This is a genomic window from Fructilactobacillus hinvesii (genome assembly GCF_024029435.1).
Taxonomy (GTDB): domain Bacteria; phylum Bacillota; class Bacilli; order Lactobacillales; family Lactobacillaceae; genus Fructilactobacillus; species Fructilactobacillus hinvesii.
The window spans coordinates 1346366-1367094 of record NZ_CP097118.1 but is presented as its reverse complement, the minus strand read 5'-3'; the positions used below and the strand labels follow the sequence as shown (position 1 = coordinate 1367094).

Below are 20729 nucleotides of genomic sequence, written 5' to 3'. Positions count from 1 at the left end.
TTACAATAATATGGTATAAACCAGTAAGAAATTGGCAATTAGAATCATGGTAATTATCAGCCGTTCCCGCTATAATGAATGCAGGTGACACTAACGAGGAAAGGAAGGGTGACATGAGTTATCAAGCACTGTACCGGGTTTGGCGCCCCCAACGCTTTGATGAAATTGTGGGGCAACAGGTCATTACCAAAACGTTAAAAAACGCTTTGATAACCGATCAAATTAGTCACGCCTATCTATTTAGTGGCCCCCGGGGGACGGGGAAGACCTCGACCGCTAAGATTTTGGCGAAAGCGGTCAATTGTGAACATTTAAAGGATGGAGAACCTTGCAACGAGTGTGCCACCTGTGTGGCGATTAACCAAGGTTCTTTAAACGATGTGATTGAAATTGACGCTGCTTCAAATAACGGAGTCGAAGAGATTCGTAATATCCGTGACAAGGCCAAGTATGCGCCCACGGAAGCGAGCTATAAGGTTTACATCATTGACGAAGTTCACATGCTCTCCACGGGAGCGTTTAACGCTCTGCTAAAGACCTTGGAAGAACCGCCAGCTCACGTTATATTTATCCTCGCCACCACGGAACCACATAAGATTCCGGCAACGATTTTATCCCGATTGCAGCGCTTTGACTTTCGTCGGATTAGTGCCGCAGACATTGCAGCCCAAATGAAAAAAATCCTGGAAAGTAAGCAGGTGCAATTCGACGAACGGGCCGTTAAAATCATCGCCAAGAGTGCCGAAGGGGGAATGCGGGATGCCCTTAGCATCCTGGATCAAGCCCTTTCGTATGATTCTCAACAACTGACCTACGAAAGTGCCCTGCAGGTTACTGGGAGCGTGGCTCGTGATGAGTTACAGCGCTATTTTGAAGCGGTAGTAGCCGGAGACGTTAGTACGGGATTGCAGGTGGTAACGGCCACGCTAGCAGCAGGAAAGGATGCCAGTCAGTTCATTGAGGATTTGGTGGATTACTGCCAAAGCTTGTTGTTGTACCAACAAGACGAGGCGTTGGTGAGTGCCGATGAACTGGGATTACTTGGGGATCACTTTCAACAGATCGCGGGATCATTGGCAAAACACCGCATTTATCGATTTGTAGAAATTATGAATGAGGTCCAACAACAACTGAGGTTTACATACCACCCTGATTTGTACCTCGATATTTTAACCGTGCGGTTGTCCGATGAACAGGAAGAGCAAGCTGCTCCGACTGCGCCAGAATCGGCAAGCGCTTATCAGCAACTGGAGCAACAAGTAGCGCAGTTGCAACAGCAGCTCCAAGCGTTAGAACAGCGTCCAACTTCGGCTGCTCCTGCTTTGGCGCAAGCGCAATCTGACCAGCCGGTATCCAAACGCACGGTACCTAATAATCCAAAGGCACCCAAACCGGATGTAAATGGCATCTTTGGGATTTTAGATGCGGCGACTAAGGCTGATTTAGAACAGTACCGAAGTAATTGGGGGGCGCTATTACAGTTGCTGAGTGTTACCCAAAGAGCCGTATTACACGTGGCCCGACCGGTGGCAGCTAGTGAAGCAGGCGTGGTGATTGCCTTTGACTACGGCTTTTTGTACCAAAAGGCTGGAAGTGACGAGCAGTTAATGACTGCCTTAGAGCAGGGGCTCGAACAATTGCTAGGTCGCATTCCTCAGGTGTACTTTGTTCCAAAAGAGGAGTGGCCGACGCTCAGGCAGGAATACCTGCAGCAACACCCCCGTGGGGGGAAAATCAACGACAAAGAGACCTCATCTGTGGCTGAACCACAAGCGGAGCAACCAGTAGCAAAATCCGATCCGACCGAGGAACCTAAAAGCGTGCGGAAGGCCAAAGAATTGTTTGGTGATGAATTAGTGAACGTTGAAAATGATTAAATTTCAAAGGAGAGATTTACAATGGCAATGAACGGAATGAACATGGGAAAGTTAATGAAACAGGCACAAGACATGCAACGCAAGATGAGTGCGCAACAAGCAGAAATTGACCAACAAGAATTCATTGGAAAAGCTCCCGATGATTTAGTGGTAGCTACTTTTACTGGGGATCGGACCATGAAAGACTTGCAAATTAAAAAAGAAGCGCTTGATCCCGATGATCCAGACATGATTTCTGATTTAACGCTTGCAGCCGTTAATGATGCTTTGAAGCAAATTGATGAAACTACCAAGAAAAAGATGGGACAATTTACCCAGGGAATGAACATCCCCGGACTTTAGAATTTAGAATAAAGAGGGAATCAGAATGCAGTATCCAGAACCAGTTGCCAAGCTCATTGATGGTTACATGCACCTTCCGGGAATTGGAGCCAAGACGGCGACCCGGTTAGCCTTTTATACGATTGATATGCCAAAAGACGAGGTAGAACAGTTCGCCCAGGCGTTGCAGGATACCAAGGAAAAATTAACCTTCTGCTCCATTTGTGGCAACATTACTGAAACCGATCCGTGTGATATCTGTACTGATCCGACGCGCGATCAATCCCAGGTTCTGGTGGTTGAGCAACCTAAAGACATTGCGACCATGGAAAAGATGAAGGATTATCACGGGTTGTATCACGTGTTACACGGAGTTTTGTCGCCGATGGAAGGAAAAGGTCCCGATGATATTAACATCAGTGCTTTGATTAAACGTTTGCAAAAAAAAGAGCAGATTAAAGAAGTGATTATCGCTACTAATGCTACTCCGGAGGGGGATGCGACGGCCATGTATTTGGCACGCTTACTAAAACCAGCCGGCCTGAAGGTCACACGACTAGCACGGGGCTTGTCCGTGGGTAGTGATATCGAGTATGCCGATGAAATGACGCTCTTTCGGGCTGTCGAGGGACGAACAGAAATGTGAGGTTCGCATGTTTAACTTGTTTAAACCGAGAAACTTTGAAAAAGACTACGATGAAGAGCTGCTGCAGTCTCTGAACTTGTTAAAGCAGGACTGGGATCAGGCCCAGCAAACTGAAGCCGCCGTAGCGGATGTCGATCCGCAGGTACAAGCACAGACCGAATTGGCCAAGCAAAAGTTTGAGTTTATGTATCGGCAAGCCCGATTGCGCAAGATTAAGAATGATCACATTCAATCTAGTGTTTATGATTCGTAAGGGAGCAACTACTCAGGGTAGGCTCCTTTTTTGCTTTGCAACAAAAAATTGGAAAAAGAATTGCAACTAATGCTATATGGTGTATAATATCAACTAAAATAATAATGATTATTAACACTAAAGGAGAACTAGATGGCTTATTTAGAACTACAAGATATTCATAAGTCCTATCAGGTTGATCACCAGGAATTTCACGTTTTAAATGGAATTAACCTTGACTTTGAACGGGGCGAATTTGTGTCCATCCTGGGGGAATCCGGGGGTGGAAAGACGACGTTGATGAACATCATCGCCGGACTGGATAGCCAGTACACGGGAAACGTATTGTTAAACGGAAAATCGTTAAAAAATGATACGCCCAAGGAACTGGATCAATACCGCCGGAGTACCATTGGCTTTGTGTTCCAAAGTTTTAACCTGATTAGTCACCTGACGATTCGGGCTAACGTGATGGTCTCGTTAGAAATGACGAATTTATCTCACCACGATCAGGTGCAACGTGCAGATGAATTGTTAGACCAAGTAGGCTTATCCGAACACAAAAACAAGTATCCCAACCAGCTGTCTGGAGGGCAAAAGCAACGGGTTTCGATTGCCCGAGCCCTGGCTTCCGACCCAGACATCATCATTGCCGATGAACCAACTGGGGCATTGGACGCCCAAAATACTGATGAAATTTTGCGGTTGCTAAACCAGATTGCAGAAGACGGCAAACTGGTGATTGCTGTAACCCACTCGCAGGTAGTGGCTGACTACGGAACCCGAATCGTGCACCTTGCGAACGGTTTGATTGATGATGACCGGATTTTAAAACCAGCCTACTCGGTGGGGGAACACCAAAAACCATTCCGGGATAAAATTGCCAGCATGAAATCAATGGCTGGGATGGCTTGGCAGCACTTCCGGTACAACTTAAAGCGCAACCTGTTAATCATGTTTGGAGCTGCAATTGGAATTTTTAGCGTGATCGTGATGCTGGGCCTTGGAAACGGAACCAAGGGTTACATCAACCACGAAATTTATTCGCAGATAAATCCCAATACGATTCAGGTGGCTAAAAACGTTGAAAGTGACAACCCGACTCCCAAACAGACCACGCTACACCAGCAAGACATTCGAAAGTTGGAGAAGCTTACCGGGGTGAAAAAAGTTTCTCCTGGTTACTTTGCCGCTGGCAGTGCCCGATTGAAGAATGGAAACCAGACGGTACCACTAACGCTAGTTCAAACGTTTGATAACACGTTGCGCAAGTCCAAGATTAAAGCAGGACGAGCTCCCCGTGCAAACGAAATTTTAATTAGCAAAAAGGAAGCTAAACAGCTAAACCATGATCATCCGAACCAGGTGATTGGAACCAAGGCGACCTTCTACCTCAGCAGTGGTGATGATCAGACCCAGGCACCGCAAATTCTACAAAAAGAAGTCACCATTAGTGGAGTGACGGATGGGAGTAGTCTTCCAGATGCCGTTACCTATGGAACCCTCAAAGCGATGCATCAAGCCGGGAACGTTCCGTTTGGGCCTAACTATTTGGCTGTGGATATCACTGGTGGGGTGCAGAACGTGCAACCGGTCCAAAATCGGATTAAGGCGATTAAAAACGGCGATAAACCGGCCTACCAAATTACTGGAGCAGGGTCAATCGTATCCGTATTGAACACCTACGTGAACCTGGCAGTAGCCGTCTTAACCTCAATTGCAGCGATTTCATTATTAGTTTCTGCCATCATGATTATCGTGGTTCTGTACATCAGTGTTGCCGAACGGACCAAGGAAATTGGGATTTTGCGGGCCCTCGGATTCTCCAAGGGAAACATTCGCAAGTTGTTTATCTTTGAATCAGTCTTTCTCGGTTTCTTCTCTGCCGTCTTAGCTATCATTTTGGCTTACTTAGCTGAATGGGGAGCCAACTCCTTGTCGCGAAGCGGAATTCATTACAGCATCGTACAAGTTTCTTTAGGCAATGCCTTCTTTGGCTTAATCGTCTCCGTAATCATTTGTCTCTTAGCAGCACTGTTACCGGCTCGAAAAGCAGCTAAAGTGGATCCGGTGGTTAGTTTGAGTGCCGAATAATTAACTAAAAAGACCGTTTTTACGGTCTTTTTTTGTGGCCTCGGTCACGGGGAGCAAATAGACAATTTGACTAATTTACAGTACAATCGAAACATAAAATAAGGGGAATGATGACTTAATGAGCGGGCAGTTAATAACGTTTGAAGGAAATGATGGGGCCGGAAAAACGACCATTTTAAACCAGGTGGTGGAGCGGTTAACGCCTACAATCGGTTCTCGATTAGTGGTTACCCGTGAACCGGGAGGGGATCCGATTGCAGAACAAATTCGTAACTTGATTGTGGATCAAGCCAATCAGGCCATGGACGCCCGGACGGAGGCACTGCTCTTTGCGGCCGCACGCCGCCAGCACTTAGTCCAAACTATTCTACCGGCACTGGCAGCTGATCAAGTCGTGCTGTGTGATCGCTACGTCGATAGTTCGGTGGCCTATCAAGGAGCAGGACGTCGGCTCGGGGAAGCCAACGTGATTGAGCTCAATCAGTTTGCGACAAACGGGGTGCTTCCGAACCTTACAATTTACCTAGCGGTCCCAGTTTCAGTGGGATTACGACGGATTGAAAGCCGGGATGCCCAAGCCACTAATCGCTTGGATCAAGAACACCGCGATTTTTACGTTCGGGTGCACGATGCCTACGAACGCTTGGCAAACCAACACCCCGATCGAATTGTAAGGGTAGATGCCACGCAGTCCGTAACCGCGGTTACCGACCAAGTGTTGCAGATTATTACAAACTACCTGCACCATGCTTAGCGACCAGAGGAGGTCATGACAATGAAACTAGTCTTAGCAATTATTCAAGAAAAAGATGCCGGTAAACTCCAAGCCCAGTTAAACGAACATAAAATCATTGCAACCCAATTACCAACCAAGGGTGGTTTTTTAAGAGCCAAGAACGTGACCTATATGATTGGCTTGGATGATGAACGGGTTCCAGAGTTATTGGACCTGATTAAAGATTCTTGTCAGGCGCGCGATCAATACGTAACTCCACCGATTAACCTCGTGGGGAGCATTAACGATACGGCTTATCCAGTTGAGGTTGAAGTCGGTGGGGCAACGGTGATGGTATTGCCGATCGAATCCTTCTTCCGGTTCTAGCGCGATGGAAATTACGGTGGCAGAACAATTTTTAACCGAGGCTCAAACCAAGCAACCGGAGCTAACCAAACATTTTATGCACGTGGTAAAGTCGGGAGATCTGAGTCATGCGTATTTATTCTCAGGAGCTGCCGGGGTCGGAAAACTAGCACTCGCGAAAGTAACAACGATGGCCTTGTTCTGTTTACACCCAGATGAAACTGGGTTTCCGTGCGGGCAGTGTAACGAATGCTTGCGGATTGCCAATAATGAACATCCCGACGTGTTGACCGTGCAACCGGATGGTCAGTCGATTAAAATTGAGCAGGTTCGGGCCTTAAAGCGTGAATTTTCCAAGAGTGCGGTGGAAGGCAAGCAGAAGGTCTTTATCATTGATGATTCTGACACAATGACGGTCGGAGCGGCTAATAGTATGTTAAAGGTAATTGAAGAACCACTAACGACGGTTACAGCGTTCCTATTGACGACTGATTACCACCACATCTTAGCGACGATTCGGTCTCGAACCCAACTAGTAGAATTTCCCCAGATTCAGCAGGAGGCCCTAGTTCAGTTCTTAAAGCAACAAGAATTGAGTCGGACCGAGATTAATTTGGCCTTAAAAATTACCAATTCCACCACGGAATTAGATCAGTTACTTGCTGACCAGTGGCTAGGCAAAATGAAACGCCAACTGGAAGGGTGGCTAACCTGGATTAGCAAGGGGGATGCCCGGGCCTTTCCTTACGTTCAAACGAATTTAATGCCGTTAGTTAAAGACCGCTTTAGCCAAAACGTGACAATTACCATGATTTGTTTAATTTTTCAGGACGTTTTTAACGTCAAGTTTCGTGACCAGGCGGCTGCAGACTTAGCATTTGGTGATGTTTATGATTTGCTTAAATCGATGGCGCAGCAATTGTCAGACCAACAAATTGTCAGTATGATTAATGACATACTGACGACGAGCCAACTGCAGCGGGCCAACGTGGGATTTCAAGGGATTTTAGAAGTTATCACTTTAAAATGTTTGCATGTTATCACTAGCTAACGAGAGGGATGAAGGGATTGTCAAACAAAAATGTAGATGAGGGCATGGATGACCTTTCGACACAGTTCGAGCAGATGTTTACTAAAATTACGACCCTCCGCACCAAAGTGGCGGCAATTTTAGAGGAGAACTCGGAGTTGCGGATTGAAAACGAACATCTACGAGAATTACTGGGATCCGCGGAAAAAAAGCACCAAGGGGTTCGCGAATTGTCGCAATCCAAAAAGAACCTGGAAAAGCTCTATAACCAGGGATATCACATTTGTAACCAGTACTATGGAAAACGACGGGAAGCAAATGAGAGTTGTATTTTTTGTACGGACATTATTTACGGAGAACGTTAACCATGACCCTTTACGCGCAGAGTAGCTTTACGTCCCAGTCTAAAACAGGAACCCTATACCTCGTACCCACGCCAATTGGAAATTTGGATGACATTACGTTGCGAGTCCTAAACATCTTACAAACGGCCGATGTGATTGCCGCAGAGGATACTCGGAACACCCAGAAACTCTTAAATCATTTTGAAATTAAAACCAAGCAAATCAGCTTTCACGAACATAATACGGCCAGTCGGATTCCAGAATTGGTAACAATGTTACAAGCAGGAAACACGATTGCTCAGGTGAGTGACGCTGGGATGCCTTCGATTAGTGATCCGGGACATGAGCTGGTGGTAGCTTGCATTAAAGCACAAATTCCGGTTGTGAGTTTACCCGGGTCAACGGCCGGATTGACGGGCTTAGTTGCCTCTGGACTTTCGCCCCAACCCTTTTTGTTCTATGGCTTTTTGCAACGAAAACCGAAGGAACAACGGGCAGAACTGGAGCAGCTTCGAAATGAGCCGGCAACCTTGATTTTTTACGAAGCCCCACACCGCTTAAAAGCAACATTGAACCATTTGTTGCATGAACTCGGAGAGCGTGAAGCAGTCCTGGGTCGGGAACTAACCAAAAAGCACGAAGAGTACGTGCGTGGAACCCTCTCTGAACTGGTGGACTGGGCAACCAGCAACCAAATTCGAGGAGAATTTGTAATTTTAGTTGCCGGTAATCCCCATCCAGAACCGCTAACTCAAGCGACAACCGGAGCAGCGGAGGTCCCGATTGAAGTTCAAGTTGACCGGTTAATTCAGACGGGTTTAAAGCCAAATCAGGCGATTAAACAGGTGGCCAAGGCCAATCAATTGGTTCGTCAGGACGTCTATAATCGCTTCCATCATCTTGACGCAGAGGAGAAAAGTTAATGCCAGCTTCAATTTTTTCAGAAGAATATCAAATTGCTAACTTTCAAACGGAACTACACGGCAAGATTACTCTGCAGTGCTTGATTGACAGCTTTATTCAGGTTTCAGAGGATGAATCAGTTAAATTGGCCGTGGGTGTGAGTGACGTGCAAGCGACCGGAGTGACCTGGATCGTGGTGCAACAGGATCTGCATATTCACCGGCTTCCCCGGGCTAACGAACGGGTCCGGATTGAAACCCAGGCAGCATCGCACACGAATTATTTTGCTAAACGCCTATACCGGGTTTATGACTTAGACGATCAGCTCCTGGTGGACGTTGATAGCTTATGGGTTATGATGAACTTACAGACTCGTAAAATGGTAAAAATTAATCCAGCGTTAACCGAACCGTTTGGAAGTGAGCACGTAAAACGGTTGCCGCGGTTGACCAAAATTCCAGCGTTCAGCGGAGAACCGGATCAAACAATGACCTATCCGGTGTTGTTTAGTGACATTGATTTTAACGGTCACGTTAGCAACACCCATTACGTGGGTTGGATTACTAATACCATGGACTTTGACTTTTTACGGGATTATTTACCGACTGAGTTTTGCATTAAATATGCCGATGAGGTTCGGTATGGCGATCAGGTAACTAGTCAAGCCCAGTTTCTGGATTCTAACCAGGAGCATCCGGTCACGCTCCATCAAATTACGGCAGCGGATCAAGTCCGGGCAACGGCGCGGATGAAATGGAAGAGAATTAACGCAAAGAAGGCGGATGTATGAAAACTCTAGCGATTGACACATCAAATCGACCGCTTTCAGTGGCAGTGGTCGATGGCGAGCAGGTGTTAGCGACTACGACAATCACAACCCAGAGAAAGCACGCGGCTTATGCCATGGATGAGGTCGCTCGGCTCGTGCAACTGGCAAACCTGAAACCAACGGATTTAGAACGAGTAGTAATCGCATTTGGACCAGGATCCTATACCGGCTTACGGGTGGCAGTTACGATTGGAAAGGTGCTTGCCACGACGCTTGATTTAGATTTAGTCACGGTCTCTAGCTTACAGACGCTAGCTTTAAATGTAACGCAGCGGCACCGGTTGGTCGTACCGTTGTTTGATGCTCGCAATCAGATTGTATTTTCTGGTTGTTATCGGATTAGCACCACGGGACCACGGTTGGTGCTTCCAGAGCAACACGTAGGAATCACAGACTGGCTCGATCAGCTAGACCCCCTTGCCGAACCAATTACGTTTGTGGGGGAAGACGTGGCGCACTTCTTACCCCAGTTGCAGGAACGGTTGGGGCAACGGGTTCACACCGTACTGGGGATGAATAATCTTCCCCAAGCTGGGCAACTCGGGCTCTTTGGCGAACAGTTAGCTCCGGTTACCGCAATTGACCAGGTTGTGCCACACTACCTCCGGCTTACCCAGGCAGAAGCAGAATGGCAGGATCAGCACCCAGGAGAAGGATCGACAGGATATGTTGAACAAGTTTAAAGAGTGGTATCGGAAAAACATTCATGATCAAAAGGAACAAAGGATTTCTGAGGCATTGGATTTTAAAAATCGGCTTGTAGAAATCGGGGGAATGAAGTACTTTTTGGCGAAGGGTTCGATGACGGATCTACCAGATCTAGTGAAGGTGGACCAAGCCGCCTACGGAAGCAAGGTTAAGTGGGGGACCAAGCGCTTTAAAACCGGTCTGAAAAACCGGAGCGATCGGTTCTATTTGATTTTGCGGCATAACGACGAACTAGTGGGATTTATTTGCATTGTGATTTCACGGAAGAAAAGCTGTTGTCACATTGAGAATCTTGCCATCCTTCCCGGTTTTCAAAAGCGAGGCCTCGGCTACTTTCTAGTTACAACGATCATTGAACGGGCGCGCGAAATGGATTTACGGCGGGTGATTTTTACCTGCCGGAAGAGTAACAAGCGTTCGCAAAGTTTGGTTCGAGATTTGGGATTTGTACCGGGAGAAGAACAGGACCATTATTATGACGATGGCGAAGCAGCGGTGAACTATCAGTTGCATCTCGATAAACGGAATTACTTAGCTGCCAATAACTTTGGTCGCTAATGAATAAAGAAGTGGTGAAAAAAGTGGAAGAACAGACAAGTTTAATCCTCGCATTTGAAACCAGTTGCGATGAAACCAGCGTTGCAGTCATTAAAAATGGGAACGAAATTTTAAGTAACGTCGTGGCCACCCAGATTAAAAGTCACCAACGCTTTGGTGGAGTGGTTCCAGAAGTTGCTAGTCGTCATCACATTGAACAGATCACAATTTGTTTAAAAAAAGCTTTGCAAAAAGCACAAGTAACTTACACGGACCTCACGGGAGTTGCGATTACATATGGACCCGGATTAGTGGGATCCTTGCTGGTTGGAATTACGGCTGCCAAAGCCGTAGCCTGGGCTCATGATTTACCGCTGATTCCGGTTAACCATTTGGCCGGTCATATCTATGCAACTAACTTTGTAACGCCCATTCAATTTCCAGCGTTGGCGTTGGTGGTTTCTGGTGGGCATACGGAGTTGGTCTGGATGCCACGGGAAGGGGAATTTCGAATTATCGGGGAGACCCGGGATGATGCCGCGGGCGAAACCTATGACAAGATTGGTCGGGTACTTGGAATCAACTATCCGGCGGGTCCTACCGTTGATCAATGGGCCCAAAGAGGTCAGGATTCTTTTGATTTTCCCCGTGCTATGTTGAAGGAAGATAACTTCGACTTTAGTTTTAGTGGTCTTAAGAGTGCCTTTATCAACACGGTGCATCATGCTGATCAAGTGGGGACCCAGCTTAACAAACAAGACCTAGCAACTAGTTTTCAAGCTGCTGTAGTGGATGTCTTGGTAACTAAAGCAATGAATGCCTTACATAAATATCCCGCCCGAGAATTTATCTTGGCCGGAGGCGTTGCAGCTAATCACGGCTTACGGACCGCTTTGCAAGCTGCCGTGCAGCGGCAAAACGTTCCATTTGTGATGGCACCGCTGAAGTTGTGTGGCGATAATGCTGCGATGATTGGAGCGGCCGGAGCAATGTTACAACGACACGGTGCGCGAGCAGACATGTTACTTAATGCTGATCCAGGCCTGGAATTTGAATGGGAAACAAACGAACCACATTAAAAATACATTGTTAATCAACTAAATGAACTATAAATGGTTATCCTTTTTAGGAAGAACGTTTTCGCTTTGTCAGCGAAATTGCTCCTCCTATTTTATTTTGCTATAAAAATTGTGATACTATGACAATCATTATGTGGGTTATGGAGGATGATGATGAATAAATTAAAAAGCATTTTGTTACTAGATTGTGTTTTGTGGTTTTTTAGTTCAATCGGTGCATTGTATGGCACCTATTTCAGTCAGTCGCTATATAACATCTGTACCGTGCTTTCGTTGGTGTTTCTGGCAATCTTCCTGTTTCTGTATCCGTACCAATCTAAGGGATCTGGGAAAATAAAAGTGGTTCCGCTGCTCATCGTTTTTCTGGTGTTTTCTGGGGTGATGGTTGCAATTTTTCAAGCACACTTTGATTGGTTGATGGGAGGAGAACTGTGTTTAATAGTGGTCATCCTACTAACCAGTTGGCATACGCACCGGATAGGGCAAAAACGCCAAGTTGCTCGACAACGAAAACCAAAGCGTTAATTACGGTACCAGGGGTGGAATGTACCTTAAGTTTTAACTTTATTAGTGATATGATTAACTTAATAAAATGGTGAAGTGAGGATTTATGATAATGAAGAAGCAGAAAATTTTCCTAACGGGACTAGCAGCGTTGACGTTTGGAACCGTTGGGATTGCGACCCTGCCGTTACACCCGGTCTCCGTACAGGCTCAGAGTACGAGCGATAGCAGTACTCAAGGTGAAATTGTGGTTCATTACGTGGATCAAAGTGGGAACGTTTTGCGTTCTGCTACCGTAGCAACGGGAAAAGCGGGAACGGTTTATTATGCTCCCATTCCTAACATTAAAGGATACACGTATTCGCGAGTTGAAAACGGTCAAAATGATAGCTATGGAGCTGCGATGATTTTTGGCGGTAATGATACGGGGACGGGTGTCCAAGAAATGTCAATTGTGTATGCTCCTAGTAACCCCCCGGCGCAATCCGGTTCGCAAATCACGGGAAGTTCTGCCACTGGCAATCAGACTGGCACGGCCACTGGTCAGTCTGCAGGAAATACCAGTCAGCAAACTACTTCTTCAGCTGGGCAATCATCTGATGCTACTAATCAAACCGCTATGAGTCAGCAGGCACAAACGGATCAAACTGGGACGCATGATCAGCAATCATCCTCTAAACCAACGAAATCCAAGCAAAAAGCTAAATCCCAACAGCCAAAGAAGCAGGAAAAGAAAAAAGCAACCAAAAAGGCCACTAAAAAAACAGATCAAAAAAGCGACCAACAGAAGAAAAAACAGCCAAAGCACCACAGCATTGTGCCGTGGATTGTCGGTGGAGTTATTCTAGTTGCGATTGTGGTTGGAGCTGGTTTATGGAATCATCGGTATGAACCACGCCATTAATTGAATTTCTATGAGAAAAGAGCAGCAAATTAGTTTGCTGCTCTTTTTATTTGAGACAAATTACCAATTTAGATTTTAGTACTTATTAATAGTAATTGTTATTAATGTTGATATTTGTTACCATGATAAGCAGAGTGTCATTTTATCCTTTGCTGAATCGGAGGGAACCCCCTAATGAAAAGAAAAGCATGGCCCTGGTATTGGAGATTATTTTTATTTATTTCTAGTGCATTATTACCACAAATAGTCCTGTACTTTACTAGTATTAATTTTATTCCGGAGCGAAATAGCTTATTAAAAATTCAAAACGAATTAAATTTATCTAATTATCAATTTATTTTTGTTCAGGTTTTGGAGTTGGCCGTTTGGGTAACGTTCATTTTTGGAGTTACTTATTTAATTAGTTGGAGCTTGCTCAAACTATTTACTAAGCAAGCTCATTCCATGGATTTATTTATGGCAATGATTTTTGAGTTTCTAATGACAGCTTCCCTGTCACTTGTGGTAGTGGTTTTGTTTAAAGTGGTTTTTCCGCCGTTAAGCGCTATTATTGCAGTTGTAGTTTTGATGATTAGTTACAACAGCTTTACTAAGCATCAAGATGGAAGGGGAACTTTAATAATTGGGTTTGTAGCAATTTTGTTAAACATAATTCAATTATTCTTTATTTATTAAAACGGTAATTCTTGTTAAAAAACGGAACTGCAGACCACGTCTACAGTTCCGTTTTTTAGTTTTCCTCTAGTTCTTCTAATTCAACACTCGCATTTTCCCACTCAGACTCCACCTGTTCTTGTTGGGTTTGTAACTCACTCAATTGGGTTTGGAGGGTTTGACTCCGTTCTGGATCTTGGTAGTTTTCGGGTTGGGTCATTTCAGTTTGAACCTGAGTAATTTGGGTTTCAAATTGCCCCAGTTGTTTTTCTAGTTCCTGAATGGTTCGTTCTAACTTCCGACGCTTACGTTGAACGTCTTTTTGGCGTTGGAACTGTTGTTTCTTTTCTGAGACGGGAGCGGTAGGGTACTCCTCTGTTTCGGCCTGTTCGTGGGCGGCAATCTCTGCTTCCTCTGCCTTTTTGGCAACGTAATAATCATAATTACCCATGTAAGTCGTAGACCCCTGAGGACTTAGCTCTACGATGTGAGTAGCTAGTTGGTTAATGAAGTACCGGTCGTGAGAAACGAAAAGAATTGTTTCCTGAAATTGGAGTAACGCTGTTTCTAAAACGTTAATGCTATCAACGTCTAAGTGGTTCGTCGGTTCATCCAGGATTAAAAAGTTATCGCGTTGCATGGAAAGCTTGGTGAGTAACAAGCGGGCTCGTTCGCCTCCAGACAAGTTGGCCACCTGTTTTTCCACGGCCGTGCCACTGAATAAGAAACTTCCTAAGATGGATCGAATTTCTCGTTCGGGAGTGGTGGGATAGTCATCCCACAGTTCGTGGAGGACATCCTTTTCTGGATGTAATTGAGCCTGTTGCTGGTCGTAGTATCCAATCTGAACGCCCGTTCCAAAGCGGATGGTTCCCTTTAGGGGTGGGAGTTCACTCACAATCGTCTTGAGCAGGGTTGATTTACCGACCCCGTTGGGACCGAAAACCGCCACTCGATAGCCGCGCCGGAGGTGAAGTTCAATCGGATAGCTGAGCTGAGTTGTGTAGCCAATCCCCAGTTGTTCGACGTCAAGCACTACTTCGCCACTTTTTCGTTCCGGTTGAAACTGGAAGTGGGCGGTGGCATGTTCTGGATGAGGTTTTTCCACCCGGTCGAGTTTAGCCAGCTGTTTTTGCCGGGACTGGGCTCGTTTAGTGGTTGAAGCGCGCACCAAGTTCTTTTGGATAAATTCTTCATCCTTTTTGATTTGGTGCTGTTGTTTTTCGTATTGCTTTGCGGCCACTGCTTGCTGGTGCTGCTTTTCTTTCACAAAAAAACTGTAGTTTCCGGAGTAGTGCGTCAGCCGACCGTGTTCGAGGTCCTCGATTTCATTGACAACCTGATCGAGAAAGTACCGATCGTGAGAAACCACCAGCAGCGCTCCTCCGTACGATTTTAAGAAGTTCTCCAGCCACGCCGTAGTTTCCATGTCGATGTGGTTAGTTGGTTCGTCTAGAATCAAAAGATCGGGTTTTTCTAACAGAAGCTTGGCCAAGGCCACTCGAGTTTGCTGACCACCAGACAGTTCGTTAATCGGACGATTTTGGTCAGCCGTGGTAAAACCAAACGCACTCATGATGGTCCGAATCTCTGCGTGGTAACCGTAACCGTTTTGGCGGGTAAAGTCAGCTTGCAGTTGGTCATATGTTTTGGAAATTGTTGCTAACCGCTCAGGATCGTTGCTCACGTCCGATTGACTCATTTCAAGTTCTAATTGATGTAGGCGTTTTTCGGTTTGAATTAAAGTAGAAAAGGGTAGTTCTAACTCGGCTTCGATGGTTCGGTTTGAATGAAGACCGGTATTTTGAGGGAGATAACCAATTGACAGCCCTTGTTTAGTAGTTACGTGGCCCTCACTAGCAGTTTGGGGATCAACGAGTAGTTTTAAAAGTATTGATTTTCCCGCCCCGTTTTGACCCACCAGTCCGATGTGACTGTGGTCGTTGATGGTGAGGTTTAGATTGTCAAAAATGGCGGTCCCGTTAAAACGTTTCGTCAGGTGTTGTGCCTGTAAGATAATCATGATGATTCCTCCTTTCGCCATCTTATCATATTTTGCCCGTTTTTAATTCCAACGGGAACGAAACCATTCACAAGCACTCCCAAGCTGGAGCTTGCTGGGCACGGCAAGAAGCACCCTCTACATTAAAGAAGTCCGGCGGCTTTAACGAGCAAATTCACAAGCTGGAACTTTGTGGTAAAATGAGAAAAGGAAAAGTACGACTAACTTGAAGGAGGCCATCAACTAATGGCAGAAGTGAAAATTCCCCGCGCAACCGCAAAGCGGTTACCATTGTATTACCGCTACTTAAATATTTTACACGATGGAGGCAAAACGCGGGTTTCATCGACTGAACTAGCCGATGCAATTCACGTTGATTCCGCCACCATCCGCAGAGATTTTTCTTATTTTGGTGCCCTCGGCAAACGAGGATACGGATATGATGTTGACAATCTCTTGGAGTTTTTTAAAAACATTCTGCACCAGGACCGTTTAACCAACGTGGCCCTGGTCGGAGTCGGCAATTTGGGGCACGCCCTGTTGAACTTTAACTTTCACCAGGATAGTAACATCCGCATTTCCGCTGCCTTTGACGTGAACCCGAAGAACGTGAACACGATCCAAGGGGGAGTGCCCATTTATCCAATGGATCAGATGATTAAGCAACTGCGTGACCAACAAATTAGTGTGGCCATTTTGACTGTCCCCACCAACGTGGCTCAGGATGTGGCAGATCAGGTTTCTGAAGCAGGTGTGAAGGGGATTTTGAACTTTACCTCCCGGCGTTTAAACGTGGACGCTGGAATTCGGGTTCACAATGTTGACCTCACCAACGAACTGCAAACTTTAATTTATTTTATTGATCATTACGATCATGCCGGCGAAGACTAAGAGTTACTGTTGCAGTAACTCTTTTTTTGAAGCTAAATTCTTGCATTTTGCTGCGGGGGAGCTTATATTAAATAATGTAATTAGCACTTGAAGAGTTTGAGTGCTAAAACGTTACTTTATTGGAGGGATTTAAGATGTTACAACCAATTGGAGATCGTGTCATTATTGAAGTTCAAGACCAACCGGAAGAAACGGTCGGTGGCATTGTATTAGCAGAAAACGCTAAGGAAAAGCCAACCCAAGGAAAGGTCGTTGCGGTTGGAACGGGCCGGATTCTTGATAACGGTGAAAAGGTTGCTCCCGTGGTTAACGAAGGCGACGTTGTTGTATTTGATAAGTACGCTGGGACGAAGGTTAACGATGGGGATCAAGAATACCTGGTCATGCATGAAAGTGACCTCCTCGCAATCGTTAAATAAAGCAAATTAACAATCAAAATTAATTAGTAAGTTTCAATTAATTAATATGAGGTGAATAAAAATGGCTAAAGAATTAAAGTTTTCAGATGACGCTCGGAGCGCCATGCTTAAAGGTGTTGACAAGTTAGCTGACACAGTTAAAACGACGATGGGACCAAAGGGTCGGAACGTGGTTTTGGAAGAAACTGCCGGAGATCCAACCATCACGAACGACGGGGTGACGATTGCTAAAGCAATTAGTTTACCAGATCACTTCGAAAATATGGGAGCTAAGTTAGTTTCTGAAGTTGCTTCTAAGACGAACGATGTGGCCGGGGACGGAACCACGACTGCCACAGTTTTAACGCAAGCCATCGTTAAAGAAGGAATGAAGAACGTGACTGCTGGTGCTAACCCAGTTGGTGTGCGCCGTGGAATTGAAAAGGCAACCAAGGCAGCCGTTGACAGCTTACACAAGATGAGTCACAAAGTGGAAAGCAAAGACGACATTGCCCAAATTGCTTCGATTTCTTCTGCAAGTAAACAAGTGGGTAGTTTGATTGCCGATGCTATGGAAAAAGTTGGTAACGATGGAGTAATTACCATCGAAGACTCCAAGGGAGTAGAAACCAGCTTGGACGTGGTTGAAGGAATGGAATTTGACCGTGGTTACATGTCACAATACATGGTAACCGATCAAGAAAAGATGGAAGCTGACTTAGACAACCCATACATCTTGATTACTGACAAAAAGATTAACAACATGCAAGACATCATGCCATTGTTACAATCCGTTGTGGAACAAGGTCGTTCCCTCTTGATGATTGCTGATGACATTGGTGGTGAAGTTCTGCCAACCTTAGTTTTGAATAAGATGCGGGGAACGTTTAACGTGGTTGCTGTCAAAGCCCCTGGCTTTGGTGACCGGCGGAAAGCACAATTACAAGACATTGCTACGTTAACGGGTGCAACTGTAATTAGTGATGACTTGGGATTAGACTTAAAGGATACGACGATTGATCAACTCGGCCAATCCAATAAAGTAAACGTTACGAAAGACAAGACCACGATCGTAGAAGGCAAGGGTGACAAGGATGCCATTGCTAAACGAGTTGCCGAAATCAAAGGCCAAATTGCTGCTACTAACTCTGACTTTGACAGAGAAAAACTGCAAGAACGGTTAGCTAAGTTAGCCGGTGGAGTAGCCGTAATCAAAGTCGGTGCTGCAACTGAAACCGAATTGAAGGAACGCAAGTACCGGATTGAGGACGCATTAAACGCCACTCGGGCTGCCGTTGAAGAAGGCTTCGTTCCTGGTGGGGGAACTGCTTTCATTAACATCCTAGCTGATGTAGCTGCCGTTGATGCTGATGGCGACGAACAAACTGGAGTTGACATCGTGCGGCGCGCCTTAGAAGCTCCCGTTAAGCAAATTGCTGAAAACGCTGGAGTTGACGGTGCTGTGATTGTGGATCACTTGAAGCAAGAAAAACCAGGAGTTGGTTACAACGCCGCTGACGACAAGTACGAAGACATGATTGCCGCTGGAGTGGTAGATCCAACCAAGGTTAGTCGGTCTGCATTACAAAACGCTGCCTCTGTTTCTTCCTTATTGTTAACCACGGAAGCAGTGGTTGCTGAAGAACCAAAGGACGATAACAACGATAATCCTGCCCTGGCTCAAGGTGGAATGCCAGGTATGATGTAATTTAATGTTTAGCACGAAAAAGGGAAGTTTACTTCGGTAAACTTCCCTTTTGCTGTTGTCGGAACCGGGCAGTCGGAGTATAGTAGCAGGTGTATAAAAATGCTAGTTAGCAAATTCAAGATATAGGAGTACAGTTTCATGTGGCGATATTTAAAACGTTTAATTATTGGCCGACCGCTGAAAAGTACTGATGAATCAGGGCAGTCCCTTACGATTTTTAAGGGATTAGCCCTGTTATCATCAGATGCGTTATCTTCAGTGGCATACGGAACGGAACAGATTACGGCAGTCTTGATTACCTTATCCACCGCCGCCCTCATGTACCAAATGTGGGTTGCGTTGCTGGTATTAATCCTGCTGGCTGCCATTACCTTGTCCTACCGGCAAATTATTTATGCGTACCCTTCTGGAGGAGGAGCCTACGTAGTAGCGCGAACCAACTGGGGAGAAGGCGCTGGGCTAGTAGCCGGGGGCTCGTTACTGGTTGACTATATGTTAACCGTGGCGGTGTCCACGACGTCTGGAACCGAAGCCATTACCTCGGCGATTCCGAGCCTGTATCACTATCAGGTACCAATTGCGATTCTAATCGTGTTATTCATCATGGTGTTAAACCTCCGGGGGATGCGGGATTCCGCGTCCTTCCTAGTGTTGCCGGTTTACTTCTTCATCCTGATGATCATTTTGATGGTAATCTTTGGTGGTTATAATATCCTGACTGGAAAGATTACTTATCATGCTGCAGCACCGATCACGGCCTCCGTTAAAGGCATGACTCTGTTAATGTTCTTTAAAGCCTTTTCAGCTGGGTCTGCTTCGTTGACCGGAGTGGAAGCGATTAGTAATGCGGTACCAAATTTTAAGCAACCGAATCGGAAGAATGCCTCAAATACCTTGGCATTAATGGCGATTATCTTGGCCATCTTCTTTGGTTCAATCACGTTCTTAAGTTATTACATGGGGATTATCCCGAGTGCGAAGGATACGGTATTGTCCCAAATCGGGACCGGTGTTTTTGGTCACGGATTCTTCTACTACATGTTACAGTTATCAACTGCTTTGATCTTGGCCGTAGCTGCAAACACGGGATTCTCTGCTTTTCCAATCTTGGCTTACAACATGGCAAAGGATAAATACCTGCCCCACGCTTATCTTGATAAGGGAGATCGGTTGGGTTATTCCAACGGGATTATTTCCTTGGCGATTGGAGCCGTGGTCTTAATTTGGATCTTTAACGGAAAGACCAACCTCCTGATTCCGCTGTATGCGGTCGGAGTGTTTGTTCCCTTCACCTTGTCACAATCAGGAATGATTTTGCACTGGTTGCATCATAAGGAAGGCTTCTGGCCCGGGAAAATGTTTATTAACCTGGTGGGAGCTGGAATTTCGGTCATGCTGGTGCTCTTCTTGTTTGCGCTACACTTCCAAGAAGTTTGGCCGTACTTGATTATCATGCCGTTGATTTTGTACCTGTTCTACCGGGTCCACAATCACTACCAACAAGTGGCTCGGCAATTGCGGATTCACAACAAGACGGAGTCTGTGAAGATTCGTGAATACAGTGGGTCTACGGTCATTGTGCTGGTGGGGAACGTAACGCAAGTGACCCGGCAGGCGATTAGTTATGCAAACTCGATTGCCGACCAAGTCGTGGCGGTGCACGTTTCTTTTGCGTCTGATCCAGACAAGGAAAATAAGATTGAGAGTCAGTTCAAGAGTGAATATCCAGAAATTCGGTTCGTTAACATTCACACCTCGTACCGGTCCTTGAACGATCCAGTTCTCCGTTTCTGTGATGTAATCGCACGAAAGGACGATGAGATTAACTACTCAACCACCGTTCTGGTTCCGCAGTTTGTCCCACGCAAACACTGGCAACAAGTGCTACACAACCAAACGGGACTTCGGTTACGGGCCGCCCTCAATTCACGGCAAAACATCATTGTTTCAACCTATAATTATCATTTAAGTAACTAAGGCTGATTTA

22 protein-coding genes are annotated in these 20729 nt (G+C 45.7%); 21 read left to right on the top strand and 1 reads right to left on the bottom strand.

Annotated features, from left to right (window positions below):
* The first annotated feature begins 113 nt into the window (after positions 1-113).
* The 17 genes from dnaX to M3M39_RS06880 all read left to right on the top strand — a co-directional run bounded on the left by dnaX (position 114) and on the right by M3M39_RS06880 (position 13764).
* Positions 114-1877: a DNA polymerase III subunit gamma/tau gene (gene dnaX, locus M3M39_RS06960; protein ID WP_252797122.1), complete on the top strand. Its 1764-nt coding sequence runs from the start codon at positions 114-116 to the stop codon at positions 1875-1877.
* Positions 1878-2219 (top strand): YbaB/EbfC family nucleoid-associated protein, encoded by a 342-nt coding sequence (locus M3M39_RS06955; protein WP_420843011.1) that lies wholly within the window; start codon positions 1878-1880, stop codon positions 2217-2219. It begins immediately after the preceding gene.
* Positions 2220-2244: 25 nt separating this feature from the next.
* On the top strand, positions 2245-2844 hold the full coding sequence (gene recR, locus M3M39_RS06950; protein ID WP_252797121.1) for a recombination mediator RecR: 600 nt from the start codon (positions 2245-2247) through the stop codon (positions 2842-2844).
* A gap of 7 nt (positions 2845-2851) precedes the next feature.
* The gene (locus M3M39_RS06945) at positions 2852-3097 is read left to right on the top strand and encodes a YaaL family protein (RefSeq protein WP_252797120.1); all 246 of its coding nucleotides are present in this window, start codon (positions 2852-2854) and stop codon (positions 3095-3097) included.
* A 132-nt stretch (positions 3098-3229) separates the two neighbouring features.
* Entirely contained in the window at positions 3230-5170 is a 1941-nt protein-coding gene (locus M3M39_RS06940) for an ABC transporter ATP-binding protein/permease (protein ID WP_252797119.1), read from the top strand.
* A 118-nt stretch (positions 5171-5288) separates the two neighbouring features.
* A complete protein-coding gene (tmk, locus tag M3M39_RS06935; protein ID WP_252797118.1) occupies positions 5289-5924 on the top strand; it encodes a dTMP kinase in 636 nt (211 codons plus the stop codon).
* A 21-nt stretch (positions 5925-5945) separates the two neighbouring features.
* The gene (locus M3M39_RS06930; RefSeq protein ID WP_252797117.1) at positions 5946-6272 is read left to right on the top strand and encodes a cyclic-di-AMP receptor; all 327 of its coding nucleotides are present in this window, start codon (positions 5946-5948) and stop codon (positions 6270-6272) included.
* Positions 6273-6288: 16 nt separating this feature from the next.
* Positions 6289-7302, top strand: a complete 1014-nt coding sequence (gene holB, locus M3M39_RS06925) for a DNA polymerase III subunit delta' (RefSeq protein ID WP_252797116.1) — start codon at positions 6289-6291, stop codon at positions 7300-7302.
* A gap of 17 nt (positions 7303-7319) precedes the next feature.
* Positions 7320-7646, top strand: coding sequence for a DNA replication initiation control protein YabA (locus M3M39_RS06920; RefSeq protein ID WP_252797115.1), 327 nt, complete (start codon positions 7320-7322; stop codon positions 7644-7646).
* A gap of 2 nt (positions 7647-7648) precedes the next feature.
* The gene (gene rsmI / locus M3M39_RS06915) at positions 7649-8548 is read left to right on the top strand and encodes a 16S rRNA (cytidine(1402)-2'-O)-methyltransferase (protein ID WP_252797114.1); all 900 of its coding nucleotides are present in this window, start codon (positions 7649-7651) and stop codon (positions 8546-8548) included.
* Positions 8548-9318: an acyl-[acyl-carrier-protein] thioesterase gene (locus M3M39_RS06910; protein WP_252797113.1), complete on the top strand. Its 771-nt coding sequence runs from the start codon at positions 8548-8550 to the stop codon at positions 9316-9318. The genes rsmI and M3M39_RS06910 overlap by 1 nt, the downstream gene beginning before the upstream one ends.
* Entirely contained in the window at positions 9315-10040 is a 726-nt protein-coding gene (tsaB, locus tag M3M39_RS06905; protein ID WP_252797112.1) for a tRNA (adenosine(37)-N6)-threonylcarbamoyltransferase complex dimerization subunit type 1 TsaB, read from the top strand. Before M3M39_RS06910 ends, tsaB begins: the two co-directional genes overlap by 4 nt.
* The gene (locus M3M39_RS06900; protein ID WP_252797111.1) at positions 10024-10623 is read left to right on the top strand and encodes a GNAT family N-acetyltransferase; all 600 of its coding nucleotides are present in this window, start codon (positions 10024-10026) and stop codon (positions 10621-10623) included. Before tsaB ends, M3M39_RS06900 begins: the two co-directional genes overlap by 17 nt.
* Positions 10623-11681, top strand: a complete 1059-nt coding sequence (gene tsaD / locus M3M39_RS06895) for a tRNA (adenosine(37)-N6)-threonylcarbamoyltransferase complex transferase subunit TsaD (RefSeq protein WP_252797110.1) — start codon at positions 10623-10625, stop codon at positions 11679-11681. The genes M3M39_RS06900 and tsaD overlap by 1 nt, the downstream gene beginning before the upstream one ends.
* 153 nt (positions 11682-11834) lie before the next feature.
* Entirely contained in the window at positions 11835-12206 is a 372-nt protein-coding gene (locus M3M39_RS06890) for a hypothetical protein (protein WP_252797109.1), read from the top strand.
* A 91-nt stretch (positions 12207-12297) separates the two neighbouring features.
* Positions 12298-13089, top strand: a complete 792-nt coding sequence (locus M3M39_RS06885; protein ID WP_252797108.1) for a MucBP domain-containing protein — start codon at positions 12298-12300, stop codon at positions 13087-13089.
* Positions 13090-13263: 174 nt separating this feature from the next.
* Positions 13264-13764, top strand: coding sequence for a hypothetical protein (locus M3M39_RS06880; protein ID WP_252797107.1), 501 nt, complete (start codon positions 13264-13266; stop codon positions 13762-13764).
* Positions 13765-13819: 55 nt separating this feature from the next.
* On the opposite strand, the gene M3M39_RS06875 is transcribed toward M3M39_RS06880, so the two are convergent.
* Complete coding sequence (locus M3M39_RS06875) at positions 13820-15766, bottom strand: ABC-F family ATP-binding cassette domain-containing protein (RefSeq protein WP_252798015.1); 1947 nt, start codon at positions 15764-15766, stop codon at positions 13820-13822.
* Positions 15767-15991: 225 nt separating this feature from the next.
* Here M3M39_RS06875 and M3M39_RS06870 point away from each other — a divergent pair, with 225 nt between their 5' ends.
* The 4 genes from M3M39_RS06870 to M3M39_RS06855 all read left to right on the top strand — a co-directional run bounded on the left by M3M39_RS06870 (position 15992) and on the right by M3M39_RS06855 (position 20719).
* A complete protein-coding gene (locus M3M39_RS06870; protein WP_252797106.1) occupies positions 15992-16636 on the top strand; it encodes a redox-sensing transcriptional repressor Rex in 645 nt (214 codons plus the stop codon).
* 134 nt (positions 16637-16770) lie between these two features.
* Positions 16771-17055 carry a co-chaperone GroES gene (gene groES / locus M3M39_RS06865; RefSeq protein WP_252797105.1) on the top strand — a complete coding sequence of 95 codons (285 nt, stop codon included), beginning with the start codon at positions 16771-16773 and terminating at the stop codon, positions 17053-17055.
* Positions 17056-17116: 61 nt separating this feature from the next.
* The gene (groL, locus tag M3M39_RS06860) at positions 17117-18742 is read left to right on the top strand and encodes a chaperonin GroEL (RefSeq protein ID WP_252797104.1); all 1626 of its coding nucleotides are present in this window, start codon (positions 17117-17119) and stop codon (positions 18740-18742) included.
* A 138-nt stretch (positions 18743-18880) separates the two neighbouring features.
* On the top strand, positions 18881-20719 hold the full coding sequence (locus M3M39_RS06855; protein ID WP_252797103.1) for an APC family permease: 1839 nt from the start codon (positions 18881-18883) through the stop codon (positions 20717-20719).
* Positions 20720-20729: the final 10 nt, after the last annotated feature.

Excerpts from the sequence above, each read along its gene's own strand:
- dnaX (WP_252797122.1), top strand. The coding sequence starts at position 114 with ATGAGTTATCAAGCACTGTACCGGGTTTGGCGCCCCCAACGCTTTGAT.
- recR (WP_252797121.1), top strand. The coding sequence starts at position 2,245 with ATGCAGTATCCAGAACCAGTTGCCAAGCTCATTGATGGTTACATGCAC.
- M3M39_RS06945 (WP_252797120.1), top strand. The coding sequence starts at position 2,852 with ATGTTTAACTTGTTTAAACCGAGAAACTTTGAAAAAGACTACGATGAA.
- M3M39_RS06940 (WP_252797119.1), top strand. The coding sequence starts at position 3,230 with ATGGCTTATTTAGAACTACAAGATATTCATAAGTCCTATCAGGTTGAT.
- tmk (WP_252797118.1), top strand. The coding sequence starts at position 5,289 with ATGAGCGGGCAGTTAATAACGTTTGAAGGAAATGATGGGGCCGGAAAA.
- M3M39_RS06930 (WP_252797117.1), top strand. The coding sequence starts at position 5,946 with ATGAAACTAGTCTTAGCAATTATTCAAGAAAAAGATGCCGGTAAACTC.
- rsmI (WP_252797114.1), top strand. The coding sequence starts at position 7,649 with ATGACCCTTTACGCGCAGAGTAGCTTTACGTCCCAGTCTAAAACAGGA.
- M3M39_RS06910 (WP_252797113.1), top strand. The coding sequence starts at position 8,548 with ATGCCAGCTTCAATTTTTTCAGAAGAATATCAAATTGCTAACTTTCAA.
- tsaB (WP_252797112.1), top strand. The coding sequence starts at position 9,315 with ATGAAAACTCTAGCGATTGACACATCAAATCGACCGCTTTCAGTGGCA.
- M3M39_RS06900 (WP_252797111.1), top strand. The coding sequence starts at position 10,024 with ATGTTGAACAAGTTTAAAGAGTGGTATCGGAAAAACATTCATGATCAA.
- tsaD (WP_252797110.1), top strand. The coding sequence starts at position 10,623 with ATGAATAAAGAAGTGGTGAAAAAAGTGGAAGAACAGACAAGTTTAATC.
- M3M39_RS06890 (WP_252797109.1), top strand. The coding sequence starts at position 11,835 with ATGAATAAATTAAAAAGCATTTTGTTACTAGATTGTGTTTTGTGGTTT.
- M3M39_RS06885 (WP_252797108.1), top strand. The coding sequence starts at position 12,298 with ATGAAGAAGCAGAAAATTTTCCTAACGGGACTAGCAGCGTTGACGTTT.
- M3M39_RS06880 (WP_252797107.1), top strand. The coding sequence starts at position 13,264 with ATGAAAAGAAAAGCATGGCCCTGGTATTGGAGATTATTTTTATTTATT.
- M3M39_RS06875 (WP_252798015.1), bottom strand. The coding sequence starts at position 15,766 with ATGATTATCTTACAGGCACAACACCTGACGAAACGTTTTAACGGGACC.
- M3M39_RS06870 (WP_252797106.1), top strand. The coding sequence starts at position 15,992 with ATGGCAGAAGTGAAAATTCCCCGCGCAACCGCAAAGCGGTTACCATTG.
- groES (WP_252797105.1), top strand. The coding sequence starts at position 16,771 with ATGTTACAACCAATTGGAGATCGTGTCATTATTGAAGTTCAAGACCAA.
- groL (WP_252797104.1), top strand. The coding sequence starts at position 17,117 with ATGGCTAAAGAATTAAAGTTTTCAGATGACGCTCGGAGCGCCATGCTT.
- M3M39_RS06855 (WP_252797103.1), top strand. The coding sequence starts at position 18,881 with ATGTGGCGATATTTAAAACGTTTAATTATTGGCCGACCGCTGAAAAGT.